This window comes from uncultured Brachyspira sp., assembly GCF_944388875.1.
Lineage (GTDB): Bacteria > Spirochaetota > Brachyspiria > Brachyspirales > Brachyspiraceae > Brachyspira.
This window is the reverse complement of sequence record NZ_CALXKQ010000002.1, coordinates 139,568-152,968: the sequence shown is the minus strand read 5'-3', so window position 1 is coordinate 152,968 and position 13,401 is coordinate 139,568. Positions and strand designations below refer to the sequence as shown.

Annotated in this window: 11 protein-coding genes; 3 read left to right on the top strand and 8 right to left on the bottom strand. The window is 25.3% G+C overall.

The window, feature by feature from the left end:
* Positions 1-183 precede the first annotated feature (183 nt).
* Positions 184-441 (bottom strand): hypothetical protein, encoded by a 258-nt coding sequence (locus tag Q0J69_RS02960; RefSeq protein WP_297204194.1) that lies wholly within the window; start codon positions 439-441, stop codon positions 184-186.
* A gap of 443 nt (positions 442-884) precedes the next feature.
* Here Q0J69_RS02960 and thiL point away from each other — a divergent pair, with 443 nt between their 5' ends.
* Positions 885-1,841, top strand: a complete 957-nt coding sequence (gene thiL, locus Q0J69_RS02955; RefSeq protein WP_297204190.1) for a thiamine-phosphate kinase — start codon at positions 885-887, stop codon at positions 1,839-1,841.
* 93 nt (positions 1,842-1,934) lie between these two features.
* Positions 1,935-3,110: an acetyl-CoA C-acetyltransferase gene (locus Q0J69_RS02950; protein ID WP_297204188.1), complete on the top strand. Its 1,176-nt coding sequence runs from the start codon at positions 1,935-1,937 to the stop codon at positions 3,108-3,110.
* A gap of 16 nt (positions 3,111-3,126) precedes the next feature.
* Here the strand turns inward: Q0J69_RS02950 and Q0J69_RS02945 are convergent, their stop codons facing one another.
* The 7 genes from Q0J69_RS02945 to Q0J69_RS02915 are packed head-to-tail and all read right to left on the bottom strand — an operon-like array spanning position 3,127 to position 10,872.
* Positions 3,127-4,401 (bottom strand): glycosyltransferase family 9 protein, encoded by a 1,275-nt coding sequence (locus Q0J69_RS02945; RefSeq protein WP_297204185.1) that lies wholly within the window; start codon positions 4,399-4,401, stop codon positions 3,127-3,129.
* Between the two features lie 52 nt (positions 4,402-4,453).
* A complete protein-coding gene (locus tag Q0J69_RS02940; RefSeq protein WP_297204183.1) occupies positions 4,454-5,881 on the bottom strand; it encodes a glycosyltransferase family 9 protein in 1,428 nt (475 codons plus the stop codon).
* 1 nt (position 5,882) lies between these two features.
* Complete coding sequence (locus Q0J69_RS02935; protein WP_297204181.1) at positions 5,883-6,749, bottom strand: class I SAM-dependent methyltransferase; 867 nt, start codon at positions 6,747-6,749, stop codon at positions 5,883-5,885.
* A 12-nt stretch (positions 6,750-6,761) separates the two neighbouring features.
* A complete protein-coding gene (locus tag Q0J69_RS02930; protein WP_297204179.1) occupies positions 6,762-7,631 on the bottom strand; it encodes a class I SAM-dependent methyltransferase in 870 nt (289 codons plus the stop codon).
* Between the two features lie 2 nt (positions 7,632-7,633).
* Entirely contained in the window at positions 7,634-7,912 is a 279-nt protein-coding gene (locus Q0J69_RS02925; RefSeq protein ID WP_297204177.1) for an SPASM domain-containing protein, read from the bottom strand.
* Positions 7,872-8,480, bottom strand: coding sequence for a radical SAM protein (locus tag Q0J69_RS02920; protein WP_297204175.1), 609 nt, complete (start codon positions 8,478-8,480; stop codon positions 7,872-7,874). Before Q0J69_RS02920 ends, Q0J69_RS02925 begins: the two co-directional genes overlap by 41 nt.
* Positions 8,473-10,872, bottom strand: coding sequence for a hypothetical protein (locus tag Q0J69_RS02915; RefSeq protein ID WP_297204173.1), 2,400 nt, complete (start codon positions 10,870-10,872; stop codon positions 8,473-8,475). Before Q0J69_RS02915 ends, Q0J69_RS02920 begins: the two co-directional genes overlap by 8 nt.
* A gap of 1,307 nt (positions 10,873-12,179) precedes the next feature.
* Here Q0J69_RS02915 and Q0J69_RS02910 point away from each other — a divergent pair.
* Complete coding sequence (locus tag Q0J69_RS02910; protein ID WP_297204171.1) at positions 12,180-13,370, top strand: cation:proton antiporter; 1,191 nt, start codon at positions 12,180-12,182, stop codon at positions 13,368-13,370.
* The last annotated feature ends 31 nt before the right edge of the window (positions 13,371-13,401 follow it).

Below are 13,401 nucleotides of genomic sequence, written 5' to 3'. Positions count from 1 at the left end.
ATTTATTTGCTGGCTTCGGCTCACTGTTTGGTTGATATGTTTATTAAGCAAATATTATTATTTTTTAATTGTATTTATATCAACTTTTCCCGTGGCAAAAGTTGCAAAAGCACTAATTAATTAAAAAAGCTCTATCTTAATATATAAAAATTTTAATTAATAATTTTTATTACATTAAGTATATTATTTCTCCAAAAAATGTTTATATCCTAAATCTTTTGACTTTTGAAGATACACATCACTTTTATTTTTGCATTCTTCTTTTGAGTAGCCATTTATATTGTTATCAAGTTTAGCATATTCATCGTATACAAGATATAAATAGTAGTAGGTTTCTACTATATTTTCTTTTATTCGACTGTCATCTATAGCTTTTTTCAAATATATTTCAGAATTATTTAAATCATTGATTGTTTTATTTTCTTTATATTTGAAATACAATAATATACCATAATCATTGTTATCAATTCTTAAAATATTATTATAATCATCTAATACTTTACTAAAATATTCTTCATTTTAAATTTCGTTTAACGTGCGTTAAAGAAATTATAAATTTAATTAAAACTTGGGCGGGTGCTAAAATTTCTAATGTAGTCATAAATATATTAAGATTAAAATTTCAAGTATAGTAATAAAGAATAATGGGCGGGGTATGTAATAAAAGTTAAAAAATTTCATTATATCTGCCACCATATATTGTTTTGTAATTTCATCAGCTTGCCAAAAAGTTTTTTATTTTATTATTTTCATTATCTAATATTAAAAAAGTTCATTTAAACATAGGCATTTTTTATCTATTAATAATATACTGTCATTTAAAAGATTTTAGTATATGTTATAATCTATAAAAAATAATTTTTTAATAATTATGGAATAAATAAATGGAAGAGTTCAAACTTATACAAAAAATAAAAGAATTAACTCAAAATAATAATACTAACAATTTAAATATAGGCGATGACTGTGCTGTTATAAAAGATATAAGCAACGATAAAGATGTTCTTGTAACTGCTGATATATTAGTAGAAAATATCCATTTTTCTTTAGAATATTATTCTTTTTATGATGTAGGATATAAATCTGCTCAGGCGAATATAAGCGATATTATATGCAAAGGTGCAAACCCAAAAAATGTGTTTATTTCGCTCTCTATTCCCAAAAAAATAAATGATGAAAATATATTGGAGTGGTACAAAGGTTTTATAGATGCATGCAATCCATATAATATAGAAATATCAGGAGGCGATACCACAAGCTCCAATGATTATTTTTTTATATCAATAACTTTAATAGGGGCAATAGAAAAAAATAAAGCTATATTAAGAAGCAATGCTAAAGAAGAAGATAATGTTTATGTACTTGGATTTGTTGGGGAAAGCGATTTAGGATTAAGAAAACTATTATCTGGGGATTTTAATTATGATAATGAAAGTATAAAAACTCATTTAAGACCTAAACTTTTCTATAATAAATGGCAGGAAATTATAAAAAAATACAAAATAAACTCTTCTATAGATATAAGTGATGGGCTTTTGCAGGATGCTTCTCATATTGCTGAAGAATCTAAGAAATCAATAGAAATATATGAAAATTCCAATTGGGGGCTTGTTAATAGATTTTTTAATGTAAATAATAAAAATTATAAAGAAATATTAAAATCTATACTTACAGGCGGTGAGGATTATGCAATTATATTTACTAGCAATGATGAAATACCAGAAGAAAATAATTTAATAAAAATAGGAAAAGTAAAAAAATATTCAAACTATTTCATTAAATTTTCAGATATAAATAATAAAGAAGTTCATTTTGATTCATTAGGTTTTATTCATTATTAAATTAAATATTAGCAATATACTTGTAAAATCAATTTTAAAGTACTATACTATAATATAATAATAGTTTAAATTATTTTTTAAGGAGAATATAATATGAGAGAAGTGGTTATAGCCAGTGCCGTTAGAACGCCTGTAGGTAAGTTTTTGGGTTCATTTTCTAATGTATCTGCTGTAGAATTAGGTACTATAGCAGTAAAAGAAGCTTTAAAAAGGGCAAATATAAAACCAGAACAAGTGGATGAAACCTATTTTGGCTGTGTTATACAGTCAGCACTTCTTCCTAATGTAGCTAGACAAGTTTCTATTAATGCAGGAATACCTGTAGACAAGCCTGCATTAACTATAAATATACTTTGCGGTTCTGGACTTAGAGCTGTATCAATGGCAGCACAGATGATTAGAGCTGGAGATGCTGACATAGTAGTTGCAGGCGGTACTGAAAATATGAGTATGGCACCGTACACTGCTTCAGCTATGAGAATGGGAGCTAGAATGGGAGAAACTAAAATGCAGGATACTCTTCTTAATGATGCTCTTATTTGTGCATTTGAACATTATCACATGGGGGTTACTGCTGAAAATATTGCTGAACAATGGGGTATTACTAGACAGGAACAGGATGAGTTTGCATGCAGAAGTCAGAACAGAGCTGAAAATGCTGTTAAAAGCGGAAGATTCAAAGATGAGATAGTACCTGTTACAATAAAAACTAAAAAAGGAGAAACAATAGTTGATACTGATGAACACCCTACTTTCGGAACTACTATGGAAACTTTAGCAAAATTAAAACCTGCTTTCAAAAAAGACGGTACTGTTACTGCTGGAAATGCTTCTGGTATTAATGATGCTGCTGCTGCTGTAGTATTAATGTCTAAAGAAAAAGCTCAGGAATTAGGAATAACACCTATGGCTAAAATATTAGGTTATGCTACTCATGGTGTTGAACCTAGAATAATGGGCATAGGACCTATAGAGGCAAGCAGAAAAGCTTTGAAAATGGCTAATCTTACTGTAGAAGATATGGATTTAATAGAAAGTAATGAAGCATTTGCTGCACAGTCTATTGCCGTTGCCCGTGAATTAAAGTTCAATATGGATATAGTTAATGTTAATGGAGGAGCCATAGCTATAGGACACCCAATAGGTGCTTCTGGAGCTAGAATACTTACTACTCTTCTATATGAAATGAAAAAAAGAGGTTCTAAAAAAGGTCTTGCTACGCTTTGTATAGGCGGAGGTATGGGTACTGCTTTAGTTGTTGAGATGTAATTTATTTAAAAGACTATTATCTTATTATACTGCCTAGATAATAGTCTTTTTTTATTATTTTATTTTCATTTTCTATATATGTTCTAGTATCATTCATTTTAAGCAACTTAATAGTTTCATTATATATTATTTGGGGATAAATCATCTGCAAGCATATATTATTACCTTCACATGAAACTTTATTAGTTAAATATAAGCATGGAGAACAATATACATTTGAGCTTAAATTTATTTCTTTATTATAATTGAGTAATCCATAATGCCAATATGATCCAGGTCCCCATATAGATATTATATTGACATTTTGTGCATAAGCAAAATGAAGAGGGCCTGAATCTGTTGTTATAAATAAGTCAAATTTAGATAACAAATATATAGAAGCATTTAAAGAGAAAATACCTGCCGTCAAAAATACTCCATTTTTATTATTTAATTTATTATATATCTCATCTTCCAAATATTTTTTTTCCGATGGTGAACCTATTAAAAAAATATTTATATTCTTATCTTCTATATTATTCAAAAGATTTTCTATAAGCTCTACAAAATACAAAGGCGGATATCTTCTCTCTAAAGCAAGCTCACTAGCATTTCCATTTATTCCTATATAAATATCATCTTCTTTTTTATTTTTCAAATTATCTAAAAAATATTTTTCTACCTCATTCTTATGCTCTTCTTTAAATATAAATTTAGGTATATTTTTATTGTACATATTACTCGATGTTAAATAATTAGATATTTGCAAATATATATCTGTAATATTCTTCTGACTATTAAAGTACAGCATGTGTGTATATATTCCTATATGTAAGTGTATATCATATCTAAAAAATCCATATCTATTTCTAGCACATGACATAACTGTAATGCAGCTGGAATATCTTGAATATACCTCTAAATCTATAAAAGCATCAACTTTAATCTTAAGCAATTGAATCACCAATCTTAAAGTAGAAAAAAACATACTGATTATTCCACTGTCGTCTATGGTTAAAATATTATCAACATTCTGTATTATCTCAAAAATTTTAATATTTTTTTTGCTAGTGAGATAATGTACCTTACAGTTCGGAAATGTATTTTTTATATCTTGAATAATAACCTGAGATCTTACTATACTCCCCAATCCTAGATATTTTGCTATAACAACATTTTTCATATTATCTTTAGCTATAGAATGATCCATATTTTTAAATTTTCCAACTATAAAAGCTAGTCTATCAAGTAAATATGCAGAAAATCCAAATAATATTCTATCTACTTTTATTTTAAAATCTAGAGAAAACATTGCTATCTCCTATTATTTTCTAAAAAAATAACCAATGTTAAAAATCTAATACCTAAATTCTTAACATTGGTTGTAATTTTTTATATATTAATATATTATCTTTTATATATTCTAACCAGATTTCAATTGGTCTGGTCTGGTCTGGTCTGGTCTGGTCTGGTCTGGTCTGGTCTGGTCTGGTCTGGTCTGGTCTGGTCTGGTCTGTAATACTGCCTAAATAGTATCTATTGTCCACGTATTTTTTAAATAATTCTTTATACATCATTACATATTCATCTCTATATATGTTTATGTACTTTATAGTTTTAATATAAACATTTTTTGGGTAAATCATCTGCAAACATATATTATTACCATTACAAGGTGGCCTTATTGTTAAATGTATACATGGAGAACAATATACCGATGAATTAATAGGAATATCTTTTTTATAATTTGGAAAAGAATAATGCAAATTAGAACAAGGACCCCATATAGATATTATATTGACATTTTGTGCATAAGCAAAATGAAGAGGACCTGAATCTGTTGTTATAAATAAGTCAAATTTAGATAACAAATATATAGAAGCATTTAAAGAGAAAATACCTGCCGTCAAAAATACTCCATTTTTATTATTTAATTTATTATATATCTCATCTTCCAAATATTTTTTTTCCGATGGTGAACCTATTAAAAAAATATTTATATTCTTATCTTCTATATTATTCAAAAGATTTTCTATAAGCTCTACAAAATACAAAGGCGGATATCTTCTCTCTAAAGCAAGCTCACTAGCATTTCCATTTATTCCTATATAAATATCATCTTCTTTTTTATTTTTCAAATTATCTAAAAAATATTTTTCTACCTCATTCTTATGCTCTTCTTTAAATATAAATTTAGGTATATTTTTATTGTACATATTACTCGATGTTAAATAATTAGATATTTGCAAATATATATCTGTAATATTCTTCTGACTATTAAAGTACAGCATGTGTGTATATATTCCTATATGTAAGTGTATATCATATCTAAAAAATCCATATCTATTTCTAGCACATGACATAACTGTAATGCAGCTGGAATATCTTGAATATACCTCTAAATCTATAAAAGCATCAACTTTAATCTTAAGCAATTGAATCACCAATCTTAAAGTAGAAAAAAACATACTGATTATTCCACTGTCGTCTATGGTTAAAATATTATCAACATTCTGTATTATCTCAAAAATTTTAATATTTTTTTTGCTAGTGAGATAATGTACCTTACAGTTCGGAAATGTATTTTTTATATCTTGAATAATAACCTGAGATCTTACTATACTCCCCAATCCTAGATATTTTGCTATAACAACATTTTTCATATTATCTTTAGCTATAGAATGATCCATATTTTTAAATTTTCCAACTATAAAAGCTAGTCTATCAAGTAAATATGCAGAAAATCCAAATAATATTCTATCTACTTTTATTTTGAAATCTAGAGAAAACATACTAAACCTTTTTTAATATCACCAAAGATTCTCCCAATTTAATATTAAATCTAAAATTATTAATTATAGGTATGTAATTTATAAGATTAAATATTTGTGTTATAGGAAATAATTTGTATACATTAAATTGATTTCTCATATACTGTATTGTCATAGTTTTTAATGCAGGTTTCATATATATTATTTCAAATCCAGTTTTTTTTGCTATAACTTCCATATTTGTTTTATTAAAATAAAATAGGTGCTCTAATTTATATTGAGTCCACTTTTCTTTCATAATATTATGAGTAAAAGAGGAAGTATCAGGAACAGTAATCAAAATATACCCCCCCCCCCCCGTATTATTTAATAATTCGTATGATATTTTTAATGTAGAAACTGGATCTTGAACATGCTCTAATAGATCTGTCATTGTAATTACATCAAAAAAATTTTTATCAAATTGAGATGTTTCTAATGTTCCATTATGTATTCTATCATCACCAAATTTTTTTTTAGCTATAGAACTAGAATATTCTGATAACTCTACTCCATAAGGTTCAAATCCAAGTTTTTTTGCCTCTTCAAGAAGAAATCCTGAAGCTGTTCCAATATCCAAAATATTTCCATACTTTTTATATGGAAGTATTTTTAATAACATATTATGAAACGTGCTTTTTTTCATGTATGAAACTTCGTTTGTTTCACCAGATTCCATTCCCCATGATTTATAATATTCATTCGAATATATTTTTCTTATTTCATCAAATGTTGGCTGATTATATATAAATTCTAATTTACATTTTGGGCATTCTACTATATCTCTTCCATTTACATTAGATTTTATTTTCATATCTCCTTCATAATCACATAAGTAGCATTTATACATTAAAATCTCCTTTTAAGATATTTTTTTCAAAATCACTATAAAATCACCAGAAGAAATAGGAAAATCTATATTATTTATTAATGGTATATTTTTAATTATTTTTATAATATCAAAAATTATTCCTTGATTATGCTCTTTCATTTGAAAATACATATAATCTAACCTCATAGTCTTTATTAAATCAGAATGAAATACCAATTCAAAACCAATTTTTTGACATAGTTTTTTAATACTTTCTAAATTAAAATAATATAAGTGCTCACTATTATAATGAGCCCATCTCTTACCCATAAGTTTATTTGTTAAAGAATCTGTATTAGGAGTTGTAATCAAAATATACCCCCCCCCGTATAAGTTATTTATAATTTTTTTGACATCTAATAATGTTGATATTGGATCTCTAAAATGTTCTATAACATCTATCATAGTAATTATATCAAAAAAATTTTTATCAAATTGTGATGTTTCTAATGTTCCATTATGTATTCTATCATTACCAATTCTTTTTTTAGCTATTGAGCTTGCATATTGAGATATTTCTAAACCATATACATTAAATCCAATAGATTTTGCTTCTTCAAGTAAAAGTCCGCTTGAACAACCTATATCCAATAAATTACCATTATCACAGTAAGGCAGTATTTTTTTTAGAATATTCTTAAACGTTTTTCTCTTCATATTAGTAATCAAATTATCATCTCCTGTATCAAAACTACAAGTTGGATAGTTTGTACTTGAATATATTCTATTTAATTCCTCATCACTTGTTTGAGGATGCATAAATTGCAGTTTACATTCAGGACATTCTACTATATCTCTTCCATTTACATTAGATTTTATTTTCATATCTCCTTCATAGTCACATAAGTAGCATTTATACATAATTACTCCCTACCTAAACATATCTTACATATAGGTAATTCAGCCATATTATCTTTTAATAATTTTTCCCTTATATCTTTATAAGAATTCCATATATCTAATATGTTTTTTTCCATAATATTTCCCATAACATATCTTCTAAAATAATCCTGACAGCATAAAATAACGTCCCCATTTCTTGTAATGATCAACGTTCTTATATCAGGACATCTTTTATAATTTGCTTTCCTTTTTTCATTACTAATATCTACCCCCCCCCCTATTTGTAAGATATAACTCATTTGAAGTTTGCAGACGCATCTTTTCTTTTAAAAATTCTTTTACTGGTTTTAATCTCTCCAAATTTTTTTGAGGATTTAGATCATGTACGGTAACTACAAATTTATTTATTCCAGCATCTGATAACTCACTAGCTTTTTCTATTGTTAATAAATCTCCATTACTTATTAATACCTGTATTACTTTAGGTAAATGCAATGATGTATATTTTACCAATTCAACCAATCTTTCATCATATAATGGTTCATTAAATAAATGGTACTGAAATATTCCTGTGTAATTTATATTTTTTAATTCTTCTACAGAATGTTTAAATATATCCCAACTCATAAATTCTTTTGGGGTTTCATTATCTTTATTTGGACAATAATGACACTTTCTATTGCAATAGGATGATATTTCTAATGATACACTATGAAAAAAGTATTTATCTTTATATTTTATTGAATTTACAATTTCTGAATATATTTTATTTGTATTATAAGTCATTAACCTATACAAATCAGGGTTAATTTTTTCTAATCCAGTTATAAAATATTTATCTAATAGAATTTTTATTTTTTTAATCATTATTATTTTTATCCTTTTCATTAAAATAATTACTAAAAGTTAATAGAAAAGTTATTATGGCAAAAAACAATACTATAAAATGTCTTGGTATTATATTAACATGAATCAAAGAATGCTGTTTCATTATAAGAACCCAAGCTGATGAGACAGCTATAGCACCTAGTAAAAAGAAAACTGATCTTTTAAAATAATCGCTTTTTATTAAAAATGAATTTATATTTAAATATATTTTTAAATATCCAAATATGGAATTCATCAATACTAATAATACTGATACCAATAAAATAGGAAAAGTAAAATATCTTTTTGTACCATCAAGATACTGGTATAATATTATAGAATACTCTCTTAAAAGGTTAAAGAAATATAAACCCTCTACTTTAAGATATCCTGAAGATTCTATATATTCTATAGAAGAAGATCTTCCTAAAAATGCCCCAAATAAATCATCAAAAGCCATTTTTACAGATCCAAAATACAAAGAATTTTGAATAAAATGTAATACAAAAGCTATACTCACTCCAATTATTAATAAAATAGAAGAATATAGAACTTTTTTATCAAAATATATTTTTTCATCCTTCGGAAAGAAGAAAAATAAAAATGATATTCCTACTCCAGGAAGTATAAAATCAAATGATAATCCTCCTTGTAAAAAACCAAATAATATCAATATAAATGCATATTTTTTATTGTTGGTAGTAATAAAATTATATATAAAATATGGAGTTGCCATTAATACAGCTGTTGCATAAGACATATAGTGAAGTCCAAATTTAAAATATAGCAATGCGGGCTGCAATATAGTTAATAATGTTGCAAGCATAGCTAAAAAAGGGTTATTGCTTATTTTTCTAAAGAAAGCCCATAGAAAAAAACATCCTATTGTATGCCATAAATAAGGAAATAATCTATACTTCCAAAGCATAGGTGATACATTTTCTATCCATAAATTTAAATTTTTACCATTGGCAGAATACCATTCCTCTTTTATATTTTTAGGCTCTGGTAATACCGTATACAAAATACCAAAAAAAATATCTGGAAGCGGCGGATAATGGGTATATATAGTAGTATCATTTTCATAAGGTAAAGTAAAATTCGGTAATAAATAATTTGATAATAAACCATATTTTCTAAAATTCATTCCAGCAGTATGTACATTTGCCTCACTAAAAAAATCACCATACATCTTTCCATTCTCACCAGCAATAAATATTATAATTAAAGAAGTAAATACAGCAGATATTATCTTAATTAATCTCTTATTATATATAGAATAAAGATCTTTCATTAATAAAATAAATGATAATACTATATAATAGATAAATGATAAGTAAAAACCTGATTCAAAAAGAAAATATAATATAAAAAATAATAATAATGTTATTATCTGATTCCTAATTATATGGTATATTTTACTTTCATTAAATTTATAAACTATGCTAAATTTTATTTTTTTTATTAAAGGAGTCAAACATATAAGGATTACATGCAATATAACTATATAGTAAGTTATATCAACTTTAATTGTGTAAGGTAAAAAGTAAATAAGCATATATAATAAATTGATTCTAATAATATACAAGGATTCTGAATTAAATCTATTATTTTTATATAAATATAAATAAATAATTATAAAAATAAATATGAATATTGAAGGATATAATGTATATGGTAAATAAGAAGTATAGTTAATCTTATTTATTAGTTTAGAAATTATAACATACCATATACTTATAAAAGCCCATAAAGAAGATATAGATAATAATATATCACATACAACATAATTATTTTCATAATCATTATATATATATTCTAATACGCATATTTTTCCATATCTAAATATTACTATATAAATAAATAAAATAGAAATTAATAAAAATAATACATACATTACTATATTTATATTTAATTTTAATGAATAACTAATATTATCAATTTTATCTTCATTAATTATTTTAGTGGAAATTAAATTACCAAAAGGACTTCCATCTTCACCCATTACAATTTCCTTGACGAATGAATTATCCTCTAACAATTTATTTGTATCTATATACACTCCATAAATATCACTATTTCTAAAAACTTTATCATAATATTTTATTCTAAAACCATAACTATAATTGGTAATGGCATCATTCGTTAATATAAAATTTTTTATAGCTTCTTTGTCTAACTTGCCATCAAGCATATAGTTTTCTTTTATATTCGTCAATCCATTTAATTCTAATGTTTTATCTATATGCTGCTCATAATCACCATAAAAATCAAATTCCCCTAAATATCCTACCCTGTTTTTTTTACCCAAAATAGAAAGAATTGAAAACACTAAAATGAAAACTATTAATAAAGAAATATATATCTTGAAAAATAAATTTTTATTTTTCATACAATACTCCATATAAAGATGTTAAGATTACACTTGAATTTATAAAATATTTTTTTGCAACGAGTATAGAATAGGTTATTATGGTAAAGTTTTGTTGCTTGTTGCTTGTTGCTTGTTGCTTGTTGCTTGTTGCTTGTTGCTTGTTGCTTGTTGCTTGTTGCTTGTTGCTTATAAAGGTACACATAATGCTGTTCATTGTATCATAATAATAAAAATAGTCAATTAGTAAAATTCAAATTGTTGAGTAGTGCTAGTTTTTGGAGATTTTTATAGTAAAAAAGCAGTATTTTTTTAATAATTTTTCATATAAAGTAAAAGTAAGCATATTAACTTGTTTCAAGAGTACTTGACAAATAATTTGATGGGTTTGTTATTTTATACTAAATTATATAATATTAATTATCATACAAATAAACGTTTTATATGTTGCATAAATTATATATTCAAGCTACAAAATGCAGTTCTTTCACCGAAGGCGTACTACCTAACAACGCCTGCATATGGCACGAATGTATACTTCTCAGCAAAGCCCAAACTAAATTTAAAAATATTAAATTAAAAACTTATAAATATTTAATAAATTTAGTTTTGAGGTAAGTATATTACTAAGAATAAAAATTCTATTTTTTAATTTAAATTATTTATAGTAAAAAAGCATTAAAAGTAAAAATATTAAACTCTATACGATGCAAACATTATATTAAATCATATTTAGAACGAGAAGTAATTAATATATGAGTTTCTGCTATTGAAAATATGCTAAATAATATATGTATGAGGGTGCAAATTAAATATATAATAATATATAATAAATATAAATTTATTTCTGTATAATATATGAGAAAAATATGTATTAAAAATTTAATTTTTGAATAAATGAATACAACTAACATAGTAAGTACCTTTATGTACTGCAGCGATGCTACATAATTGTATTAATAATTATAAAACAAATATTTTTAATAAATATCGTATTAAAAATCAATTAGAACGAAGATATATAGGTATAGTAAAAAGAGTACACAGTATATAAAGAATATACAAAAATGAAATCATAATAAAAAGTTATTGAAATAAAAAATAATTATGATAGAATAATTATAAAAATAAGGAATGAAGTCTCCTTAAATTATTTTTTAATGTTTAAAATTAATTAATAATTAAAACCGCTAAAATATAAAAGCTGATGACTTCTGCAAATTTTATGATTTTTATAATTTATTGATTTGCAGAAATAAGTTTTTATATATCTTTAATCTGCATTTCATAATAAAAAATCAAATTTTAATAAAAAAGGATTATATATTATGCTTCTCAGTTTAGCTTTAATATTTTTATGCGGAATGATATTAGGCAAAATATTTTCTATTTTAAAACTTCCATCATTGCTTGGACTTATAATAACAGGCATTATACTAGGACCATACTGCTTAAATTTATTAGACAATTCAATACTTTCAATATCAGCAGATTTAAGAGAATTAGCTCTTATTATAATACTCACACGTGCTGGTCTTAATCTAGATATAGAAGATTTAAAAAAGGTAGGACGTCCTGCTATATTGATGTGCTTTGTGCCTGCAAGTTTTGAAATAATAGGAATGATACTAATAGCTCCTAAATTTTTTAATATTACTTTATTAGATGCTGCATTAATGGGTTCTGTGGTTGCTGCTGTTTCTCCTGCTGTGCTTGTACCAAAGATGTTAAAACTTATTGATGAAAAATACGGCACTAATAAAAGTATTCCTCAAATGCTTATGGCTGGTGCTTCTGTTGATGATATATTTGTAATAGTGCTTTTTGCTTCTTTTACTTCTCTTGTTAAAGGCGGAAATATATCTGCTTTAGATTTTATAAAGATACCTACTGCTATAATATTCGGACTTTTAATAGGGGTATTAATAGCATTTATATTATCAAAATTTTTTACTAGATTTCATATAAGAGATAGTGCTAAAGTGGTTATAATATTAAGCATATCTTTCATACTTGTAACTATAGAAAATTCTGCTTCAAAATTTCTTAATGGGATAATAGGTTTTTCAGGACTTTTAGCCGTTATGAGTATGGGAGCATATTTAAAAAAATCAAAAGAAGAGTTATCAAAAAGGCTTTCTCTAAAATATTCAAAACTTTGGGTAGCTGCTGAAATTATATTATTCGTGCTTGTAGGGGCAGCTGTTAATATAAACTATGCATTAAAAACAGGATTTATAGGCGTCATACTAATATTATCAGTTTTAGTTTTCCGCATGCTTGGAGTACTTATATCATTGATAAAAACTAAATTAAATAAAAAAGAACGCATATTCTCTATGATGGCATATTGTCCTAAAGCAACTGTACAGGCTGCAATAGGATCAATTCCTTTGGCATTTGGATTTGCATCAGGCGAAATAATACTTACGGTAGCTGTACTTTCAATATTAATTACTGCTCCGCTTGGTGCTTTTGCTATAGAGTTTTTCTATAAAAGATTGTTAGAACATGAATAAATTAAATAATTAAGGCTTTGCTGTTTTTAGC